General features: G+C 34.3%; 15 protein-coding genes. 2 read left to right on the top strand and 13 right to left on the bottom strand.

Annotated elements, in window-relative coordinates; translation table 11 throughout:
• Nucleotides 1-131 precede the first annotated feature (131 nt).
• Entirely contained in the window at nt 132-761 is a 630-nt protein-coding gene (locus tag C3L50_RS12705; protein WP_103806558.1) for a MarC family NAAT transporter, read from the top strand.
• A 67-nt stretch (nt 762-828) separates the two neighbouring features.
• Here the strand turns inward: C3L50_RS12705 and ctlX are convergent, their stop codons facing one another.
• The 4 genes from ctlX to eno form a co-directional block, all read right to left on the bottom strand.
• The gene (ctlX, locus tag C3L50_RS12710) at nt 829-1,764 is read right to left on the bottom strand and encodes a citrulline utilization hydrolase CtlX (RefSeq protein ID WP_103806559.1); all 936 of its coding nucleotides are present in this window, start codon (nt 1,762-1,764) and stop codon (nt 829-831) included.
• Between the two features lie 58 nt (nt 1,765-1,822).
• Nucleotides 1,823-2,737, bottom strand: a complete 915-nt coding sequence (locus C3L50_RS12715) for a dimethylarginine dimethylaminohydrolase family protein (RefSeq protein ID WP_103806560.1) — start codon at nt 2,735-2,737, stop codon at nt 1,823-1,825.
• Between the two features lie 209 nt (nt 2,738-2,946).
• The gene (locus C3L50_RS12720; RefSeq protein WP_103806561.1) at nt 2,947-4,230 is read right to left on the bottom strand and encodes a citrate synthase; all 1,284 of its coding nucleotides are present in this window, start codon (nt 4,228-4,230) and stop codon (nt 2,947-2,949) included.
• Between the two features lie 150 nt (nt 4,231-4,380).
• Entirely contained in the window at nt 4,381-5,673 is a 1,293-nt protein-coding gene (gene eno, locus C3L50_RS12725; RefSeq protein ID WP_103806562.1) for a phosphopyruvate hydratase, read from the bottom strand.
• A 296-nt stretch (nt 5,674-5,969) separates the two neighbouring features.
• Here eno and C3L50_RS12730 point away from each other — a divergent pair, with 296 nt between their 5' ends.
• Complete coding sequence (locus C3L50_RS12730; RefSeq protein WP_103806563.1) at nt 5,970-7,559, top strand: peptide chain release factor 3; 1,590 nt, start codon at nt 5,970-5,972, stop codon at nt 7,557-7,559.
• An 87-nt stretch (nt 7,560-7,646) separates the two neighbouring features.
• Here the strand turns inward: C3L50_RS12730 and C3L50_RS12735 are convergent, their stop codons facing one another.
• From C3L50_RS12735 to C3L50_RS12775, 9 genes are all read right to left on the bottom strand, one after another.
• Nucleotides 7,647-8,015, bottom strand: coding sequence for a hypothetical protein (locus C3L50_RS12735; protein WP_103806564.1), 369 nt, complete (start codon nt 8,013-8,015; stop codon nt 7,647-7,649).
• 229 nt (nt 8,016-8,244) lie between these two features.
• Nucleotides 8,245-8,463: a hypothetical protein gene (locus tag C3L50_RS12740; RefSeq protein WP_103806565.1), complete on the bottom strand. Its 219-nt coding sequence runs from the start codon at nt 8,461-8,463 to the stop codon at nt 8,245-8,247.
• Between the two features lie 101 nt (nt 8,464-8,564).
• On the bottom strand, nt 8,565-12,311 hold the full coding sequence (locus C3L50_RS12745) for a beta strand repeat-containing protein (RefSeq protein WP_133158884.1): 3,747 nt from the start codon (nt 12,309-12,311) through the stop codon (nt 8,565-8,567).
• A gap of 434 nt (nt 12,312-12,745) precedes the next feature.
• Nucleotides 12,746-12,964 carry a hypothetical protein gene (locus C3L50_RS12750; RefSeq protein ID WP_103806567.1) on the bottom strand — a complete coding sequence of 73 codons (219 nt, stop codon included), beginning with the start codon at nt 12,962-12,964 and terminating at the stop codon, nt 12,746-12,748.
• A 49-nt stretch (nt 12,965-13,013) separates the two neighbouring features.
• Entirely contained in the window at nt 13,014-15,371 is a 2,358-nt protein-coding gene (locus C3L50_RS12755) for a LamG-like jellyroll fold domain-containing protein (RefSeq protein ID WP_165784013.1), read from the bottom strand.
• Between the two features lie 549 nt (nt 15,372-15,920).
• On the bottom strand, nt 15,921-16,139 hold the full coding sequence (locus C3L50_RS12760; RefSeq protein WP_103806569.1) for a hypothetical protein: 219 nt from the start codon (nt 16,137-16,139) through the stop codon (nt 15,921-15,923).
• A 48-nt stretch (nt 16,140-16,187) separates the two neighbouring features.
• A complete protein-coding gene (locus C3L50_RS12765) occupies nt 16,188-18,800 on the bottom strand; it encodes a T9SS sorting signal type C domain-containing protein (protein ID WP_103806570.1) in 2,613 nt (870 codons plus the stop codon).
• Between the two features lie 280 nt (nt 18,801-19,080).
• A complete protein-coding gene (locus tag C3L50_RS12770) occupies nt 19,081-19,299 on the bottom strand; it encodes a hypothetical protein (RefSeq protein ID WP_103806565.1) in 219 nt (72 codons plus the stop codon).
• A 48-nt stretch (nt 19,300-19,347) separates the two neighbouring features.
• Nucleotides 19,348-21,813 (bottom strand): beta strand repeat-containing protein, encoded by a 2,466-nt coding sequence (locus C3L50_RS12775; RefSeq protein ID WP_103806571.1) that lies wholly within the window; start codon nt 21,811-21,813, stop codon nt 19,348-19,350.
• Nucleotides 21,814-21,883 lie beyond the last annotated feature (70 nt).

Genomic DNA, 21,883 nt, shown 5'->3' on the forward strand with positions numbered 1-21,883 from the left:
TTTGTGAAAATTTGCGTAATTTGTGGTAAAAAGAAAAACTAATTTTTAAATGCGATTGCTCTGAAACATCAAGCATCGAAAATCTCACAATAATAAAAAACACTACTTTTACACCCACAATTCAAAACAGTATGGATCTTTTTACCTATTTATTTGCTGCTTTATTTTCAGTACTAAACCCCATAGGAACAGTACCAATTTTTGTCGGGCTCACCCATTCCGATTCTAAAAAAGAGCGCTCTAGAATCTCATTATGGACCGCAATAAACGTCTTTATAATTCTTATTGTTTCCTTTTTTATTGGTCAATATGTGCTGACTTTTTTTGGAATTAGCATAGAAGCTCTAAGAATTGCGGGAGGAATCATCATTGTTAGTTCAGGTTTTTCATTACTTTCTGGAAAGTTTACTAAAAAGAGAGGAATTAACAAAAAAGCAGAGTCGGAAGCCCAAAAAAGAAACGACATTGCTTTGACCCCTCTAGCCATACCGATGCTTGCAGGACCTGGCTCTATATCTTTGTTAATTGCATTCTATCAAGAACACCACAAGCCAAACGAAATCATGATTTCATGTTTGGCCATTTTTGCCATTGCCATCGCTATTTTTGTGATTCTAAGAAGTGCCCATTATCTTTCAAAAATTCTTGGAGCATCTGGAATTGTAGCTATTTCTAGAATCGTTGGATTTATAGTTATTGCTATAGGAATTCAGTATATTGTTAGCGCACTACTAACAATCATAAAAGGAAATTTACTTTAGATTAATCGTTTTTCGATGTTCGTTTTTCAATAAACGGTAAACGAACATCGAAAAACGATTGACTATTTTACCCTCTCGGCAAGAAAATCTCAGCCATCATACAGCGTGCGCTTCCACCTCCACAAGCTTCGATAGTATCCAAATTAGAACTCAAGATAGTAACGTGCTCCTCGATTTGGGCGATTTGTTTTTTTGTCAAACTTTGGTATGCTGAGCTACTCATTACTAAATAGCGTCTATCATCGGCGCCTTTTACTTCTAGCATATTACCCGCAAAGGAATTGACTTGAGTTTCTGTGATTAGAATAACTTCCTTATCATCGCCTCTCAAACTGTCTAAAACCATTTTGCGTTCTTTTTTATCATCGATACAGTCGGCACAAATCACTGCAAAAGTATCGCCAATACACATCATCACATTGGTATGATAAATCAATTTTCGCTCGCCATCTACAGTTTGAAAAGCTTCGAAAATCACAGGAGAATATTCAAAATCTTCACAGAATTCAATAAACAACTCTTCGTCAGCCCGAGGCGATAAAGCACAATAGGCCTTTCCATTTTCTCTATCTAAAACCACACTCCCTGTACCTTCAAGATAAAAACCATCTTCTTCGGCCGAAGTGTAATCCATAATTTCGTTGATGACAAAACCTTGATCCTCTACAATATCCAGTATGTCGTCCCGACGCTCTTCTCTCCTGTTTTTAGCAAACATAGGATACAAAACTACATCGCCACTTTCGTGAAATGAAATCCAATTGTTTGGAAAAATACTATCAGGAGTATCTGGATTCAATGTATCTTCAACTACGATAACATCGACTCCTACCATTTTTAGTTTTTGCACCAAGCCATCAAACTCTTCTTGCGCTTTAGCATTTACTGTTTCTTTGGATAATCCATCCAAAACTTTTTGATAATAATTATTTACAGCCGTTTGTTCGTTCATTCGAAACGCTACTGGGCGAATCATTAGAATTGAATTTGTAGTTTGGTTCATGTTGTTTAGTTTTAAATTTCAAGTTTCAAGTTGAGCAACTTGAAACCTGAAACATTTTTTAATCTCTAATTAAAGGTAAAGTAGAGCATCTCAATAACCCTTCCTGTTTGGAAATTTCGGCATAAGGGATTTTTTCTACAATAAAACCCTGTTTTTTCAACCATTTGTTCAGTCTTGAAAACTTCTTTTCAGAAACTACAACATTAGTATCAATAGAAAAAACATTCGAACACATCGAATACATTTCTTTTCGGGTAATATGAAATAAATTTTCTTCGCCAAAGAGCTGAACCAGAAACAGATAATCAGCTTCTTCTCTGAACCCACGTTTATAAATAATTGCTTTATCTTTTCCAACAGGTTGAAAACAGCAATCCAAATGCAAAGCATTATCTCGAGCTTCAATTTTCGACTTTATCAAATCAAATTCTTTCACTTTTTTATTCGGAAATAACTCTTTTATGAACTGCACGCCTGCTCTATTGGTTCTTGCAGTAATATAATCTTTATAATCACTCCCTTTGTAGGTACCTATAAAAACATAATCATCCCACAACATAACATCTCCACCTTCGATATGAACTTCTTCGGGTGGAGTTACCACTTTCTCGGGTTGTATTTGATCAATCACATATTGAATAGCATCCAATTCCCGAACTCGTTCTGGTAATATATTCGATTTAATAAAAACATCGCCAATAACAAAACCAATATCTCTAGTAAATATTTGATTGTAGTTCTCTATGATTTCAGGGCGAAAAACGGTAACTTCATATTTCTCAAAAATCTGATTAAAAGCTTCCATTTCAACCACCATATCTTCTTCTTTTGGATAAGTTCCAGCCCGAATATGCTCTAATGATTTGGGATCATAAGCTTCCTGAATTGATGGGGTTGGTCCATTGCTATTGGCTACACCAAGAACGACAGTTCTTAGTCTTGAAGTTTCGTCATTTATGCTTAATTTCAACATAGTTGATTTTTTAGTAGCATCAAAGATAAAAAAGCTCCTCGATTAAGAGAAGCTTTATTGAAATCTATTTTCAATTTATCTCAAAAATCCTGTAGCAACAAAACCTAAGTATATAGAAGCAACTGTTTGTTTAGTGGATTTATCGCCTAAACAACTAACAAAAAAAACCACTCCGATTGAAGTGGTTTTAAATATTATTTTGGTTTTTATTATCTTTTATCCATTTCAACAAAAGATCTCAAAGGTGAACCTGTATAAACTTGTCTTGGTCTTCCTATTGGTTCTTTATTCAATCTCATTTCTTTCCATTGTGCTATCCAACCTGGCAATCTACCAATGGCAAACATAACGGTAAACATATCTGTTGGTATTCCTAAAGCACGGTAAATAATACCTGAATAGAAATCAACATTTGGATATAATTTTCTAGAAATGAAATACTCGTCTGTCAAAGCGGCTGCTTCTAATTTTTTGGCAATCTCCAAAATAGGATCTTCAACGCCTAATGTTCCTAATACTTCATCAGCTGCTTTTTTGATGATTTTGGCTCTTGGGTCGAAATTTTTATATACTCTATGTCCAAAGCCCATCAATCTAAATGGATCTTCTTTGTCTTTAGCTTTTGCAATATATTTATCAGCATCTCCACCATTCTTCTGAATTTCTTCTAGCATTTCAAGAACTGCTTGATTAGCTCCACCATGTAAAGGCCCCCAAAGCGCAGAAATACCAGCCGAAACTGATGCAAATAAACCTGCATGAGAAGATCCTACCATTCTTACTGTTGAAGTCGAACAGTTTTGTTCGTGATCAGCATGAAGAATAAACAATTTATCTAAAGCCTTAACAATTACTGGGTCAGTTTTATAAGGTTCTGTTGGTAATTTGAACATTAATTGCATGAAGTTTTCTACATATTCCAAAGTATTATCATAATAATTCAATGGATAGCCCAAACTTTTTCTATAGGTCCAAGAGGCAATTACAAGGAATTTACCCATCAATTTACAAACTGCTTCGTACAATTCGTCAGGGTGTTCTGGATTTACAGCTTTTGGATTAAAAGCAATCAAAGCACTGGTCAAAGCAGATAAAACTCCCATCGGGTGAGCTGTGGTAGGAAAACCATCAATGATGCTTTTCATCTCTTCATTTACCAATGTATATCTTCTGATATGAGTTTCAAATTCAAGCAATTGAGTTTTGGTAGGTAATTCTCCAAAAATCAACAAATAACAAACTTCAAGAAAATGGGCTTTCTCAGCTAGTTCTTCTATTGAATACCCTCTATAATGCAAAATCCCTTCTTCTCCATCCAGGAAAGTAATTTCACTTTTACAAGCACCTGTATTTTTATACCCTTGATCTAGCGTAATTGCTCCTGACAAATCACGTAATTTGCTAATATCAATGGACATCTCATTTTCAGTCCCAACAAATATTGGTAACTCATAAATTTTGCCGTCTATTTCTAATTTTGCTGTTTTTGACATAATATTTTTGGAATAAATCTTAATAAAATTATTTTCCAAAAATAGGTAATTTCAAGCAAACTAAAAAATGAAATTCCTAAGGAATATGTTAAAATTCAAAAAAAAAGCCATTTACTTTGCGTAAATGGCTTTTTAATAAAATCAGCACCTTTATTTTACTTTAAAAGCATTTTTACCCGGAAAATATGCAGTATTCGCTAATTCTTCTTCGATGCGAATTAACTGATTGTATTTTGCCATACGATCAGAACGTGAAGCCGAACCTGTTTTTATTTGTCCACAGTTCAAAGCTACTGCTAAATCAGCAATAGTATTGTCTTCTGTTTCTCCTGAACGGTGAGACATTACAGAAGTATATCCTGCGTTTTTAGCCATATTTACAGCTGCAATAGTTTCTGTTAAAGATCCAATTTGGTTTACTTTTACTAAAATTGAATTAGCAATACCTTTTTCAATTCCAGTAGAAAGACGCTCCACATTAGTAACGAATAAATCATCTCCTACTAATTGAACTTTGTCTCCAATTTTCTCGGTAAGCATTTTCCAACCATCCCAGTCATTTTCGTCCATACCATCTTCAATAGAAATAATTGGATATTTAGCTACTAATTCAGCCATATATTCCACTTGCTCTGCTGATGTTCTGATTTTTCCAGTTGGTCCTTCAAATTTAGTATAGTCGTAAACACCGTTTTCGTAGAATTCAGAAGAAGCACAATCTAAAGCAATCATTACTTCATCTCCAAAAGTATAACCTGCTTTTTCAACTGCCAATTTGATAGTATCTAAAGCATCTTCTGTTCCACCAGCTAAGTTTGGAGCAAATCCACCTTCGTCACCTACAGCAGTACTCAAACCTCTATCGTGCAATACTTTTTTAAGATTATGGAAAATCTCAGTTCCCATTTGCAATGCGTGAGTAAAAGAAGTTGCTTTTACTGGGAAAATCATAAACTCTTGAAATGCGATAGGCGCATCTGAGTGTGAACCACCATTGATGATATTCATCATTGGCACTGGTAATGTATTTGCAGAAACTCCACCAACATATCTGTATAAAGGCATTCCTAATTCGTTTGCTGCTGCTTTTGCCACTGCAAGCGAAACACCAAGAATTGCATTTGCACCAAGTTTAGCTTTATTAGGAGTTCCATCTAACTCAATCATAGTTTGGTCAATCAAGTTTTGTTCGAAAACTGATGTCCCAACTAATTCTTCAGCAATTATAGTATTTACATTTTCAACCGCTTTAAGAACGCCTCTTCCAAGAAAGTTTTTTCCTCCGTCGCGTAATTCCACAGCTTCGAACTTTCCAGTTGAAGCTCCAGATGGAACTGCTGCTCTTCCTAATATTCCGTTATCTGTAACTACATCTACTTCTACAGTAGGATTTCCTCTTGAATCGAAAATTTGTCTTGCGTGAATTTTGACAATAATACTCATTTTGTTTAATTTTAATGTTGAAATATAATTTATTTAGATACAAATATACACTATCCACAATTAACACTAAATGAAAAAATCGTAATGTTATTAACGAAAACGATATAATATTTTAAATATAAGGAGGTTGGACTATTTTGTTATTTTTTTGTTTAACATATTATTTGCTTAGTCAATAAACACCACTCCTTTTTCTTGATTCTCTATCTATTTTCGCATAAAGTATTTCTAACAAATTTATTTGCTTTTTGAATTCGCATTTATAAATAGTACTTTTGCAAACTATTTAAATAAATATGGGCTTTTTAGAAGAAATACAGCGAAGAAGAACTTTTGGAATTATTTCCCATCCCGATGCGGGAAAAACCACCTTAACCGAAAAATTACTCCTTTTTGGAGGTGCGATTCAAGAAGCGGGTGCAGTAAAAAACAACAAAATCAAAAAAGGAGCTACGAGTGACTTTATGGAAATTGAACGTCAGAGAGGAATTTCGGTTTCGACCTCGGTCTTAGCATTCAATTATCAAGACAAAAAAATAAACATTCTCGATACTCCGGGACACAAAGATTTTGCCGAAGACACTTTTAGAACACTAACTGCAGTTGATAGTGTGATTGTAGTGATTGACGTAGCCAAAGGTGTCGAAGAACAAACCGAAAAACTAGTCGCTGTGTGCCGACTGAGAAATATTCCTATCATTGTTTTTATCAACAAATTAGACCGCGAAGGAAAAGATGCTTTCGACCTAATGGACGAAGTGGAACAAAAACTGGGTTTAACAGTTACTCCATTGAGTTTTCCTATTGGAATGGGATATGATTTTCAAGGAATTTACAACTTATGGGAAGAAAACATTAATTTATTTAGTGGTGACAGTCGCAAAAACATTGAAGAAACCATTGCTTTCTCGGATGTAAAAAGTCCAGAATTAGAGAAGATTATTGGCGAGAAACCCGCACACAAACTACGAGAAGAATTAGAATTAATTGATGAAGTCTATCCTAAATTTGATCGTCAGGAATATTTAGACGGAAAACTGCAACCTGTGTTTTTTGGTTCAGCCTTAAATAATTTTGGTGTGCGCGAACTTTTGGATTGTTTTGTTCAAATTGCTCCATCGCCAAGAGCTAAAGATTCTGAAACGAGATTAGTTGATCCAAAAGAAGAAAAAATGTCTGGATTTGTATTTAAAATCCACGCCAATATGGATCCAAAACACAGAGACCGTTTGGCATTTATCAAAATTGTTTCGGGTACATTCGAAAGAAATAAACCTTACTATCACGTTCGCCAGAAAAAGAATTTAAAATTCTCTAGCCCAAATGCGTTCTTTGCTGAGAAAAAAGAAATCGTTGATATTTCCTTTCCAGGAGATATTGTAGGATTGCACGATACTGGAAACTTCAAGATTGGCGACACTTTGACCGAAGGCGAAATAATGAGTTTCAAAGGAATTCCGAGTTTCTCGCCAGAGCATTTCAGATACATTAACAATGCTGACCCGATGAAAGCCAAACAGCTTGATAAAGGAGTTGATCAGTTGATGGACGAAGGTGTGGCGCAGTTGTTTACACTAGAAATGAATAATAGAAAGATTATTGGAACCGTGGGAGCACTTCAATATGAAGTGATTCAATACCGATTAGAACATGAATATGGAGCAAAATGTACCTATGAAAATTTTCCAGTACACAAAGCATGTTGGGTTAAACCAAATGATCCAAAAAGTGAAGAATTTAAAGAATTTAGAAGAATTAAACAAAAATTCTTAGCACACGATAAATACAATCAATTGGTTTTTCTTGCCGATTCGGATTTTACAATCCAAATGACACAAAGCAAATTCCCTAATGTAAAATTGTTTTTTACTTCGGAATTTGAATAAAGCATTAGGCAGGACTTATATAAAATAAAAAAAAACGCTAATCATAAGATTAGCGTTTTTTATTGGTACTGAAAATATTTTTAGAATTTACGACAATGCTGCTTCGAAATTTACTGCTTTTTTCAAAAAAGCTTTTATCAGCAAACGATTAGGAGCCATTCCAGAAGTCATAAACTCTTTTTTTGTATTGACACCTTCTGTAGAAATTTTAACATTTGGATCTTGTTTTGAACCCATAAACCAAAGCACAAAATTCATATTTGAATTTGTATCATTACTTTCTTGTTTTGCAACTAATGTCTCAGAAGTAGTAGTTGTTATTGTATTATTAGAAACTACAGTGTTTTCAACTTCATTTTGAGCAAAAGCAGTTCCAATAGAAAATAAAATAAAAGCCAACACCATAAAAAATATGTTGTTATTGATTTTACCAGCTTTATTAGAAATTTGATTCATATCGTTTTTTTTATTATGACAAAAGATATATCTCTTATCTGAGGTCAAAACTAAGCGAATCCTTTTTTACCATAAAATATTTTCGATGAATCACTTCTAAACTCGTTAAAATTCACAAAACCAAGCTTTCAAAGCTATTAATCAGCTAAATAAATTAATTATCTAAAACAACAAAGCCCTGCTCCAAAAACTGGAACAGGGCCTGTAAAGCAAACCTTTATGCTTTTATTTAGCTATTCACTTTCTTATTTTGAATGGCTCTGAATGTCAAGAAAACAAGTACTAAGCCTGCCAAAGCCAAAACCCATAAATAATCTCCAATAGGTGCAGGTGCATCGGTTCCTTCTAAAGTACCCGTACCATCATCTGTCCCAGGTTGTGCAAACGTGACAAAACTTGCCAATAAAAAGAATAGGGTAATATATGATTTTGATAATATGTTTTTCATAATTGTATTTTTTTAATTTTCTAATTGCTTTTTAAACTACCTAATTCTCTAGTTTATTGCTTTTTTAGTCACTACTCTATTATCGTCGGATGTGATTTGAATTAGCANTCTACAAGATAAATGTCTTGACCTGTTGCAAACAATCCATCAACGTGGTCTTTTGCAATGGTATAAGTTCCTGCAACACTTGCTTTGAAGTTTAAATTCACAACATCGTTATCGCTAAATACTGGGCGTCCTTGAATAACATACTCTTCTCCAGCAATATCCGATGTTAAGGCTGTTGCAGCATCATTAATATATTTTCCATCAAATCCTGCATCAAATCCTGTAGTAGCTCCATCCATATATCCTACTAACATTTGGCTAAAAGCACCATCAGTATTGGTTAGATTGATCCAAACTCTGTCTATTTGAGCTGCAGCTTTTGTTCTTAAAAAAGTGGCTGTATTAGTAGTACGCATTCCATTATTAAATGCAATCGTACCTGAAGGTGGTACGGTTGTAATGAAACCTTGACCTACTGCAATGTATCCATTAGGAAAAATACCCCCATCTCCTGTACTAACTCCAACTGTAACTCCTGTTTTATTCATTGTTGCATATGCCGATGTGACTATAGCTTCTCCATTCTTTTTTCTCCATAAATATAAGGTTCCTCCATCTAGTGCATCTAAATTGGCATTTATAAAATCTAAAGCTTTAATATTTGAAGGATATGGGTTTCCTACTGCTACATATTGACCTGGAGTTAATCCTGTCAAATTAATATCACCATTATTAAGAACTCCTGTAAATACTCCTGGATAAGCCAAAGTTGCTGTTCCCGCATCATATCCTACTGTTGGATCTGTATTGGGCATACGAATTAAGAAACCTTTTCCTATTGTAAATGGTGTAGTTGAGGGATCTGCTTCAGCATTGTACAAATTAGTTGAACTATTATAGTTATAGAAACGTGTTGTAGTAGTAGCAGGTGAAAATGCTAATAAATTTTGGCTAGCCACTGGAGAGGACCACATAGTATAATCTAAACGATATAATGAATTACTATTTCGTTTTACTACTGCATTTCCGGTATTTGTAACATTGTTTACTTGAATCAAATTGGCGTCGTTCTCTACAATAAGACTACCATTATTGATTACTTCGTTTTGTACAGTAATATTTGTCCCTGAATTTACAGTAAATGACTTCCCTGAATTTACAGTCAGTTTTTTGGCAGAAATTGTTCCGTTGGTTGTAGTTGAATAAAAACCTGCAACATAAGCCGCAAGAGTTGTATCTGGAGTTCCATTATCCCAAACTGTTCCGTTCCAAGTAGTTGATTCATCCAAATATAAAGAAGTCGGAACGTTTTGACCCGTCAATATATAAGCGGCATTTCTCCAAACTGTTAACAATTCATTGGTAACATTTTTACCATAAGATTCACACATTGCTCCATAATTAAATCCAAAAGCAATCATTCTAGAAGGACATACATCTGTAACAGCTGTACCAAATTGTGTTCCTGAAGGAATATCATTGATTAAAATTGTCTTATCAGCATTAGTAACTTCTGGAATGCTAGCTAGCAAGGTTCCTGTTGCCGAAAGTTCTAAACTTTTGGCTATAGAAATAGCCTTAGTGTTACCAGTAGTAGTACCTGTATCATCTGAAAGCGTTTTAAAAAGAGGTAAACTCGTTGTTGCGAAAGTAATTCCACTAAAAAGCGGATTCGACTGATTACCTAAATCTACTGTTACTGATAAATTTGAAGTATCAGCAATTGTTGTTCCTCCTGTAGATGTAGTTGAACTAACTGCTCTAGCATTTTGCAAAGCAAATACTTTGTTATAAATAACAGGAATAGTAAGATTTTTAATTGCTAATTTTCCTGCAGGCTTCAAAACTGCATCTCCACCTCCAACTGATTCTTGTACAACAAGTAAATCATAAGCTGAAAATGAAGCTGGTAAATTTGCTCCATTAAGATCAGTAGCCACAACTGTAACATTAAAATTTTCATTCTTTAGCATTCTAATAACTGGATCATCAGCAAAAGTTGCAGCAGCTGCATCCATTGTTTTATTGTATGTGGCATAAAGTACATTTCTTTTCGGGTTTGTTGGATCAACAGTAAGTGTTTGTGTTACATCTACAGCTGGATTTGAATTAGCATTTCCTGCTTGTGAAGCTGTAATAGTAGTCGTTCCAGCTCCAACAAAATGAATTTTACCAGCAACAACAGATGCTACCCCTGTATTTGAACTTGCATAAGTGATTGGATTAATAGCCAAAGTTGCTGAGGTTGCAGGAGAATAATCTGCAAAATTACTATACTTGGTTGCGGTAGCCGCCATAATAATAGTTTGATTTACCTTGATAATATCAGCTGTTAAACCTGTTGGTTGTGTCAAAGTATAATTTGCTGCCTTTGCTCCTGTTAAAGTACAAGTAGAAGTAACTGCAATTCCTGTTGCAACATTAGCATCAGCGAAAGTACCTGTTCCGTTTAGGGTAACAGCATCACTATTAATGATCCCTGTAAGTGTTCCTGTAATTACTGCAGCGGTAGTTCCATTATATACTTTGTTTTGAGCCAAAGCATCTGGAAGTGTTAATGCTTTAGTATTTACAGTCAAAGACTGTATTACATTAGTTGCCGCAGCATAAGTTGCATCACCTACTTGAGAAGCTGTGATATTAGTTGTTCCCGCACCTACAATTGTAACAGTACTACCTGAAATAGTTGCTACTGCTGTATTAGAACTTGCGTAAGAAACAGTTAAACCAGAATCTGAAGATCCTGTCAAAGCAAAAGCGGTGTCTCCATAAGTGGCATCCGACAAGGCTCCGAAAGTAATCGCTTGTGGAGTTGTCCCGACTGATGCACCTGTTCCTGTAATTTCATTAGAATAATTAAATGCTTTGTCTACTGTATATACTTTATAATAAGAACCCGCAGCTGCCGTATCCGTAAATGAGGTTGCTGTACCAATATAAGCTACAGTACCAACCAAAGATCCTGTACCATTTGTTGTAGTATTCCCTACAGCATAAATACCATTTTGATTTGGGTCATTGTCTGCATTTGGATTTGTAGCGTAACGTACCACTACATAACCACCTCCATCAACTCCTCCTGCAGGAGCAGTCCAACTTACAAGCGGATTTGCACCAGTTGCAACTGTTAAATTTGTAGGCGAATCTGGAGCTGTAACATCGTCAACACCAGTATATACAACAAAGTCATCAACTAATGCCGAAAAGGGCAATGTAGTAACATTGTTACCAAATCCTGCCCAAGTACCAGTAGCTGCTACCACATTTACCACACCTGTATATCTGTAAGTAACTTTTACCCAACCATTTGCATCAGCTGTCCCCTGAGTACCTGCACCAGAGCCTCTTGCATTTGTATATATTGCTCCTTTTGTAGCAGTACCTGCCACTGAAGTTTTAACAAAATACTGCACCGTATAATTTTCTCCAAGGACAGATACCCCATCCCCACATACAAGAGCAGGAGAAAATTTAGGGCTCATAATATATTTCCCTGTAGCTGCAACAGTATTTACAATATTAAAAGCTTTTGTCCCTGAACGTGCACCACTAGAGACAATTGTCGAAGTAGATAAATTAGCACTATCATAAGACCACTTAGTAGTACTAACTGTTGTTTGAGACAAAGCAGCAGAATTTAAAGTTGCTCCCTCAAAGCCACCGTCATATTGACCTGTAGCAATAGGTTGTTGTCCCCAACTAGCCTGAGAACACATTAATACCAATAAAAAAAGCCAAGACAAAACAGGGTAGTTTTGTTGGCTTTTTAGCCGAGAAAAAAATTGAGTAAATTTTGTCATAAAAAATAATTTTGGTTAATCAATAAAGTTAGTTATTCAAGAAATTAATGCAATCGATTATCTTAAATAACGTAATCGATTGCGTAAAAATACATGTTTTTCATTAACTTTAACATAAAAAACACATGCTATAATTAAAAATGAATATTTTTTTTATATTCATAAAAAAATAGTTAATTTTTAATTATTACACAATACTTTCAACTAAAACGAAACCAAACTTTACTTATTTCAAAATAAAATCAGAATTAAATAATAAAATAATACAATATAAATTAAATTTTAAAGGTTAATTTGCTTTCAAACAAGCGATTAATCGTCGTTCGACTCTTGCAATTGACATTTTAAAGACAATTGAATTGTTAAACCCAATAAACAACAAGCCCTGTTCCAAAAACTGAAACAGGGCTTGTAAAAAACCTTTATGCTTTTATTTAGCTATTCACTTTCTTATTTTGAATGACTCTGAATGTCAAGAAAACAAGTACTAAGCCTGCCAAAGCCAGAACCCATAAATAATCACCAATCGGTGCTGGCGCATCAGTTCCTTCTAAAGTACCTGTACCGTCATCTGTCCCAGGTTGTGCAAACGTGACAAAACTTACCAATAAAAAGAATAGGGTGATATATGATTTTGATAATATGTTTTTCATAATTGTATTTTTTTTAATTTTCTAATTGCTTTTTAAACTACCTAATTCTCTAGTTTATTGCTTTTTTAGTCACTACTCTATTATCGTCGGATGTGATTTGAATTAGCAAAGCTTGTTTGCCTGCAGCAAGATTTTTTAAAGCTGTTGTTGTAGCATTTACCGATTTTTGCTCTAATACTAATCTTCCTGTTACATCAAATACTTTTACACTTTTCATTGTAGTATTTCCTGCATTGATATTCAATACTCCGTTTTGTTTGTAAACTGAAATTGAATTTTCATCAAATGCTAAATCGTTCACTTTCAAAGAAGCGCTAGTTTTATAAGTCAACTGAAAACGAGTATTATTTACTCCTGCTGCTGCTGTAAATGTATAAGCTTCTTTTTGCAAATTGGTTTCTACACCTGTTGTTTTATCTACAAGATAAATGTCTTGACCTGTTGCAAACAATCCATCAACGTGGTCTTTTGCAATGGTATAAGTTCCTGCAACACTTGCTTTGAAATTTAAATTAACAACATCTGTATCGCTAAATACTGGACGTCCTTGAATAACATATTCTTCTCCAGCAATATCAGATGTTAAGGCTGTTGCAGCATCATTAATATATTTTCCATCAAATCCTGCATCAAATCCTGTAGTAGCTCCATCCATATATCCTACTAACATTTGGCTAAAAGCACCGTCAGTGTTGGTTAGATTGATCCAAACTCTGTCTATTTGAGCTGCAGCTTTTGTTCTTAAAAAAGTGGCTGTATTAGTAGTACGCATTCCATTATTAAATGCAATCGTACCTGAAGGTGGTACGGTTGTAATGAAACCTTGACCTACTGCAATGTATCCATTAGGAAAAATACCTCCATCTCCTGTACTCACTCCAACTGCAACTCCTGTTTTATTCATTGTTGCATATGCCGATGTGACTATAGCTTCTCCATTCTTTTTTCTCCATAAATATAAGGTTCCTCCATCTAGTGCATCTAAATTGGCATTTATAAAATCTAAAGCTTTAATATTTGAAGGATATGGGTTTCCTACTGCTACATATTGACCTGGAGTTAATCCTGTCAAATTAATATCACCATTATTAAGAACTCCTGTAAATACTCCTGGATAAGCCAATGTTGCTGTGCCTGCATCATAATTTGATGTTGGGTCAGTATTAGGCATACGGATTAAGTATCCTTTTCCTACTGTAAATGGTGTAGTTGAGGGATCTGCTACTGCATTGTACAAATTAGTTGAACTATTATAGTTGTAAAAACGTGTTGTAGTAGTAGCAGGTGAAAATGCTAATAAATTTTGGCTAGCCACTGGAGAGGACCACATAGTATAATCTAAACGATATAATGGATTGCTATTGCGTTTTACTACTGCATTTCCAGTATTTACAACATTATTTACTTGAATCAAATTGGCGTCGTTTTCTACAATAAGACTACCATTATTGATTACTTCGTTTTGTACAGTAATATTTGTCCCTGTATTTACTGTAAATGACTTCCCTGAATTTACAGTCAGCTTTTTGGCAGAAATTGTTCCGTGGGTTGTAGTTGAATATGTTCCGTCGATAACAGCCTCTGTTGTACTATCTGGAGTACCAAATGACCAATTTGTATCCCAAACTGTAGGCATTCCTGTTACAAAGTTAGAAGTAGAACCAGTTAATGCAAACGAACCTTGAAAAGTTCCATTTAAGTTTGAGGTTGACGAATCTGTAAGTGAAACGATAGAAGTATTATTTGCTTCAGCAACACCTTGATTCATTTTGTAATATGCAATAAGTCCTGCTGAATTATCAGGCACTTGATTTTTATAATTTGCAAGAATTTCTGCTGCTGATCGAGTGGTATTCCAAATACGTACTTCATCCATTTTTCCACCGAAGGTTTCAGCCCCATCAGTTCTCTTACCTAATACCCAAAGACCGTTAACCGTAGGAAGTGATATTGACGTTGGTAGCACACCTACTTCAAGTCCGTTGTAATACAGACGCAAATTAGCTCCGTCGTAGGTTGAGGCAATGTGAACCCAGGTGTTGAGTGTAGGCATAGCAGCCCCAACTTGTTGGTAAATTCCTCCATTACCAATAATAGAATAAATACTATTATCACCTTGATTGTAGTAAATCGCAAATTTAATATCAGAATCACTACCATCATACCATTCTCCAATTAATTCTACTTGATCACCAATAGATTCAATGTTAAACCAGCCTTCAACAGTCACGTTATTTCCTAGAATTTGATTATTTATGGATGATGGAATTTCAACATAATCGTTGGTTCCATCAAAATGCAGGGCGTTATTCTGAGCATTAACTGTCGCGTTGGGAAACAGGAACACTCCCAGCAAAAAGATAAATACAGTCGTTCTATGCAAACAAAATGTTTTGCTTATTTTCATTTTAGAGTAATTTTTAATTTTCATATGGTATTTGTTTTAGAGACTATTTTAATGATTTTAATATTTAATAAATTATTTAGTTTCTTAAAAGTGATAGATTAAATGTAATAAAAACGCAAATAAAAAAGAAAATTCTTTAAAAAAACATTGCAATATTAAACAATATTAATGATAATATCAAATTTTTTTAGGGTAAACACTTACTTTTTCAAAACAAAAAAAGCAAATAACATTGATTTACTGTAGTTTAAGCATACACCAATCCCTATTTAATGCTACTAATCACAATTTAACCGCACAAATACACTTTGCAGGTTTGATTTTACAAAGTATCAAATACTATAAAAAAATTGTTCCGCATATCTATTTTCAAAACTAAGCGAATCTTTTTCTTGCAAAACACATTTGACCAATCGCTTCGAAACTCTTTTAATACTATAAATTAATTTCTTAAAAGAACTATATCTTAAACAAATAAGTAATTAAAAACAATAAGCCCTGTTCTAAAAACTAGAACAGGGCCTGTAAAGCAAACCTTTATGCTTTTATTTAGCTATTCACTTTCTTATTTTGAATGGCTCTGAATGTCAAGAAAACAAGTACTAAGCCTGCTAAAGCCAGAACCCATAAATAATCACCAATCGGTGCAGGGGCATCGGTTCCTTCTAAAGTACCTGTACCGTCATCTGTCCCAGGTTGTGCAAACGTGACAAAACTTACCAATAAAAAGAAAAGAGTGATATATGATTTTGACAATATGTTTTTCATAAATGTATTTTTTTAATTTTCTAATTGCTTTTTAAACTACCTAATTCTCTAGTTTATTGCTTTTTTAGTCACTACTCTATTATCGTCGGATGTGATTTGAATTAGCATGGCTTGTTTGCCTGCAGCAAGATTTTTTAAAGCTGTTGTTGTAGCATTTACCGCTTTTTGCTCTAATAGTAATCTTCCTGTTACATCAAATACTTTTACACTTTTCATTGTAGTATTTCCTGCATTGATATTCAATACTCCGTTTTGTTTGTAAACTGAAATTGAATTTTCATCAAATGCTAGATCGTTCACTTTCAAAGAACCACTAGTTTTATACGTCAACTGAAAACGAGTGTTATTTGCTCCTGCAGCTGCTGTAAATGTATAAGCTTCTTTTTGTAAATTGGTTTCTGTTCCAGTAACATTATCTACAAGATAAATGTCTTGACCTGTTGCAAACAATCCATCTACGTGATCTTTTGCAATGGTATAAGTTCCTGCTGCATCGGTTTTGAAATTTAAATTAACAACATCTGTATCGCTAAATACTGGACGTCCTTGAATAACATATTCTTCTCCAGCTATATCAGATGTTAAGGCTGTTGCAGCATCATTAATATATTTTCCATCATAGCTATCTACTCCTTTGCTTGCATCAGAGATGTACCCCACTAACATTTGGCTAAAAGCTCCGTCAGCATTGGTTAGATTGATCCAAACACGATCTGTTTGAGCTACTGCTTTTGTTCTTAAAAAATTTGCTGAATTGGTAACACGCATTGTATTATTAAATCTGATTGACCCAGTAGGTGGTACCTTCGTTATAAACCCTTGACCTACTGCAATGAAACCATTAAGACTAATTCCGCCACTTCCTGAATCAGAAGTTATAGTGCTTCCTGCTTTAGTATAAGTTGCATATGAGGTTGTTGGACTTGTAGCTTGATTTGGATTGTTAGTTTTTCTCCAAAAATATAAAGTTCCACTACTTGAGGCGTCTAAATTAGCATCTATAAAAGCATTAGCATTTATATTTGAAGGATATGGATTTCCTACTGCTACAAATTTTTCCGCAATTCCAGAAATATTCACATCACCATTATTAGGAATACCCGTGAATAAACCTGGGTAAACTAAAGTAGCTGTTCCAGCATCATAACCAGATTTTGGATCTGTATTAGGCATACGTATTAAAAAACCTTTTCCTTGACTAAAATTTGTAGCATCTGGAACTGCACTGTACTTATCTGTTCCTGAATTGTACTCATAAAAACGTCCTGTTGTAGTTAATGGCGAAAACTCATTTAATTTTTGAGTAGTTCCTGTTGGTGATGACCACATCGTGTAATCCGAACGATATAAAGGGTTACTTTCATGTTTGACAGTTATGACTCCTGAATTAATTGAATTTTTATTGGTTTGAATTAGATTGGCATTATTACTTAAAGTAAAACTACTTCCAATTTCCACCATAATTGGAGCATTTAAAGTAACACTAACCCCAGATGGAATAATAACCGTGGCATCATTTGTAATAGTCAAAGAGCAAGCATTGATAGGGTCGGTTTGACTATAATTCCCAGAAATAATTGCAGCATAAGTACCCGTTGTTGGCGCTCCATTATCCCAAGAGCTTCCGTTCCAAATCGTAGTCAAATCACAATCGCAATAAGAATAAGTAGCCGTTGCATCTTTAACCCAATTCCCCGAATCCTTTGCGGTATTAGCAGCTGTAACATCATCAACTAGAATACAAGACAAAGATGTATTGCCTGTACATTCAAAATTTGACAAATCAGATAATCCTCTAACATCTAAACCAGTTAATGAATTTCCACTACAGTAAAAATCATTCAATTTTGCCAACCCAACTACATTTATACTTGTGAAAAAATTATCATCGCAATCTAAATATTTTAAATCAGGATTTCCTGTTAAATCTATAGCAGAAGTCAAATTGTTATTCCAAACAATTAATGTCTGTAAATTTGTTAAACCAGATATGTTCAAACTAGTTAGCCCATTGTCTTGGCAAACCAAATAAAACAAACTAGAATTTAAATGAACATCAAGAGCTGTATTTAGTGGGTTATTACTTGTATCCAATGCTTGTAAACCTGTTAACCCAGTAATGTTCAAGTTGGCAATTTGATTGTTTTGACAATAAAAATACCTCAAATATGTCAAACCAGTAACATCTAAAGCAGAAATAGTATTATCATTACCACTATCACCGTCTTCATTTTGACAATATAATTTATCCAAACTTACAAAATCATTAATCCCGACAAGACTTGCAATGTTTTTATCACGTATATCCAAAATTGTGATACCACTAATATTACTAGTAATAACTTCTCCATCAATTACATCATCATATCCTAAATCAATCAGGGCTTGCTCGAAATTGACATCAGGAATTGCAGTAGTTGAAACAGTCAAACTATTATAAACAACAACATCATCAACTTCAAATTTCGATGTGGTTGTGAAAGTATTACCAGCTCCTTTAACATTTAGAATTGCATTTGCATCAAACAAACCGCTGCTTGCAAAACTACTAATCGAAAATCCAAGAATAAAAATCCAAGCAATAATAGATTTATTACTCCTATTTTTTTTTGATTTTGACAAAAGAGTTGAAAAAAAATAGGTAGGTAGAATTTGTTTCATAAAATAGTTATTTAGGAATTTAAGAATGCATTTTTAAAACACAAAAACAATGAATACAGTATTAAAACCTATCTTCAATAGTTAAAGCTTAATAGTATTGAGCTGTTGTTAAAACAAAGATTAATAGAAAATTTGTCAGAAAATTTATCATTACAAAATTAAAAAATAATAGTGATTAAAAAAAAGTTTTAGCATTATCTTTTTATAACCAGCTTAAAAATAACAAAGCCCTGCTCCAAAAACTGGAACAGGGCTTGTAAAGCAAACCTTTATGCTTTTATTAGCTATTCACTTTCTTATTTTGAATGGCTCTGAATGTCAAGAAAACAAGTACTAAGCCTGCCAAAGCCAGAACCCATAAATAATCACCAATCGGTGCTGGCGCATCAGTTCCTTCTAAAGTACCTGTACCGTCATCTGTCCCAGGTTGTGCAAACGTGACAAAACTTGCCAATAAAAAGAATAGGGTGATATATGATTTTGATAATATGTTTTTCATAATTGTATTTTTTTAATTTTCTAATTGCTTTTTAAACTACCTAATTCTCTAGTTTATTGCTTTTTTAGTCACTACTCTATTATCGTCGGATGTGATTTGAATTAGCAAAGCTTGTTTGCCTGCAGCAAGATTTTTTAAAGCTGTTGTTGTAGCATTCACCGATTTTTGCTCTAATACTAATCTTCCTGTAACGTCAAATACTTTTACACTTTTCATTGTAGTATTTCCTGCATTGATATTCAATACTCCGTTTTGTTTGTAAACTGAAATTGAATTTTCATCAAATGCTAAATCGTTCACTTTCAAAGAAGCGCTAGTTTTATACGTCAACTGAAAACGAGTGTTATTTACTCCTGCAGCTGCTGTAAATGTATAAGCTTCTTTTTGCAAATTAGTTTCAGTTCCTGTGGTTGTATCTACAAGATAAATGTCTTGACCTGTTGCAAACAATCCATCAACGTGGTCTTTTGCAATGGTATAAGTTCCTGCAACACTTGCTTTGAAGTTTAAATTCACAACATCGGTATCGCTAAATGTTGGACGTCCTTGAATAACATACTCTTCTCCAGCAATATCAGATGTTAAGGCTGTTGCAGCATCATTAATATATTTTCCATCAATTCCTGAATCAAATCCAGTCGTTGCTCCATCCATATAAGCCACCATCATTTGGTTAACAGGATTTGTTCCTTCTGAAAGATTCAACCAAACTCTACTTTTTTCAGCTAGTGCTTTTGTTCTTAAAAATTGAGCAGTTGTACTTGAACTACGCAAAGCATTCGTAAAAACAATAGTTCCTGATGTAGGCACAGTAGTAATAAATCCTTGACCTACCGCAATAGTTCCATTAGGAGTAAATCCTTCATTTGCAGTACCCGAACCTGCTGGTAGTCCAACTGGACCAGCTTTGGTGTATGTTGCATAAGATGTTGTTGGAGTAGTCGATTGATTCAAATTATTTGTTTTTCTCCAAAAATACAAAGTGCCAGAACCAGCACCAGTACTATTGACATCAATAAATGAATCAGCACTTATTACTGAAGGATATGGATTTCCAACAGCTACATATTGACCAGCTGTTAATCCTGTCAAATTAACATCTCCATTATTAAGAACTCCTGTAAATACGCCATTAAATGTTTCGGTTCCAGGGGCAGCTACTGCAGTATTTGGCATACGGATTAAATAACCCGTACCTTTAGCAAAAGCAGTCGTAGCGAAGGCAGGGTCAGGAATAGCTACATAAAAATTAGTAGCAGAGTCATAAGTATAAAAACGATTTACTGTCGTGATTGGTGTTGTTACTACACTTGTATTACTAGTAAGTGGAGAAAAAGCTAGTAAGTTTTGATTTGCTACTGGAGAAGACCACAACGTATAATCCAAACGAGATAGAGGATTACTATTGCGTTTTACTACCGCATTTCCTGTATTTGTAGTATTGTTAACTTGAATTAAATTAGCGTCGTTCTCAATTACAATACCTCCAGCTCCAGCATTATTTACTACCTCATTTGCAACATTTACATAACCTCCTGAATTAATAGTCAATGAACCTGAAGTTACAGTCAATTTTTTTGCAGTAATATCACCGTTTGTTCCTGTCGTATATATTCCAGTAATAACAGCTTCAAGGGTTGAATCTGGAGTACCATTTGACCAAGTAGAACCGTCCCAAATAGTGGTAGTTGCAGTAACAGTTGTTAAATTTGTAATCGCATTATAAGTATTTGAAATTGTTTTTCCAGCCGCTAATGCTGCTCCTGACACTTTTATTTTATTAGCAGTAATATAAGTAGTGATAGCTGCTGTTTGATTACCAGTCAATTCTATTTTACCTGCATCAATATTAACAGTACCAGCCGTTCCGATTACCAAACCATTTGTTGTTGGAACTTTAACGATTCCAGAATTAATATTCAAAATACCTAAACAGTTAACATAAGTTGCTTTATAATTTCCTACTGCAATAAATCCTGCAGCATCCGTAGACAAAATTCCTCCATTAACATTGACAGTACCTGGTTGTTTCTGACTAATAGCTAGAGTTGATTTTACATTTAAAGTTCCTCCTACTTCAACATTAGCAATAGCCAGAGCAGTTCCTGCAGTTCCACCAACATAATAATTATTTCTAACATTAAATAACCCCCCATTTACAGTTAATTGCCCATCATCATTACAAGCACCATTGACGTTAATGTTTCCAGATGAAGTTAGATTTCCTGCTGTAGTTATCGTAATTATTCCTGAAGTTGGCGCACCTGAAGTTTTAGGATAACCTGAACTACCTAGAACAGGATTATTTGGCGTTCCTGCACCAATAGTAAAAGTATTTGCCGCAAGAAAAGTAGCGGGGGGAGCGGCAGTAGTCCAGTTCGCTGCGTCTAAAAAATTAGAACTTGTTCCTCCTACCCATGTATTTAATTGAGCATGTGTAACATTGAAAGCTCCCAAGAAGAAGACTAAAATACTTAAAGATAAAATGCGTTTTTTTAGTAATGTTTGTTTCATAGTTTTTATTTATTTAATAATGCCAAACCTAAAACACTTTCAATAAATCAGTATCCTGTAGTATCCTGAT

It is taken from the genome of Flavobacterium alvei, assembly GCF_002920895.1.
Taxonomy (GTDB): domain Bacteria; phylum Bacteroidota; class Bacteroidia; order Flavobacteriales; family Flavobacteriaceae; genus Flavobacterium; species Flavobacterium alvei.

Excerpts from the sequence above, each read along its gene's own strand:
- C3L50_RS12705 (WP_103806558.1), top strand. The coding sequence starts at position 132 with ATGGATCTTTTTACCTATTTATTTGCTGCTTTATTTTCAGTACTAAAC.
- ctlX (WP_103806559.1), bottom strand. The coding sequence starts at position 1,764 with ATGAACCAAACTACAAATTCAATTCTAATGATTCGCCCAGTAGCGTTT.
- C3L50_RS12715 (WP_103806560.1), bottom strand. The coding sequence starts at position 2,737 with ATGTTGAAATTAAGCATAAATGACGAAACTTCAAGACTAAGAACTGTC.
- C3L50_RS12720 (WP_103806561.1), bottom strand. The coding sequence starts at position 4,230 with ATGTCAAAAACAGCAAAATTAGAAATAGACGGCAAAATTTATGAGTTA.
- eno (WP_103806562.1), bottom strand. The coding sequence starts at position 5,673 with ATGAGTATTATTGTCAAAATTCACGCAAGACAAATTTTCGATTCAAGA.
- C3L50_RS12730 (WP_103806563.1), top strand. The coding sequence starts at position 5,970 with ATGGGCTTTTTAGAAGAAATACAGCGAAGAAGAACTTTTGGAATTATT.
- C3L50_RS12735 (WP_103806564.1), bottom strand. The coding sequence starts at position 8,015 with ATGAATCAAATTTCTAATAAAGCTGGTAAAATCAATAACAACATATTT.
- C3L50_RS12740 (WP_103806565.1), bottom strand. The coding sequence starts at position 8,463 with ATGAAAAACATATTATCAAAATCATATATTACCCTATTCTTTTTATTG.
- C3L50_RS12750 (WP_103806567.1), bottom strand. The coding sequence starts at position 12,964 with ATGAAAAACATATTATCAAAATCATATATCACCCTATTCTTTTTATTG.
- C3L50_RS12755 (WP_165784013.1), bottom strand. The coding sequence starts at position 15,371 with ATGAAAATAAGCAAAACATTTTGTTTGCATAGAACGACTGTATTTATC.
- C3L50_RS12760 (WP_103806569.1), bottom strand. The coding sequence starts at position 16,139 with ATGAAAAACATATTGTCAAAATCATATATCACTCTTTTCTTTTTATTG.
- C3L50_RS12765 (WP_103806570.1), bottom strand. The coding sequence starts at position 18,800 with ATGAAACAAATTCTACCTACCTATTTTTTTTCAACTCTTTTGTCAAAA.
- C3L50_RS12770 (WP_103806565.1), bottom strand. The coding sequence starts at position 19,299 with ATGAAAAACATATTATCAAAATCATATATCACCCTATTCTTTTTATTG.
- C3L50_RS12775 (WP_103806571.1), bottom strand. The coding sequence starts at position 21,813 with ATGAAACAAACATTACTAAAAAAACGCATTTTATCTTTAAGTATTTTA.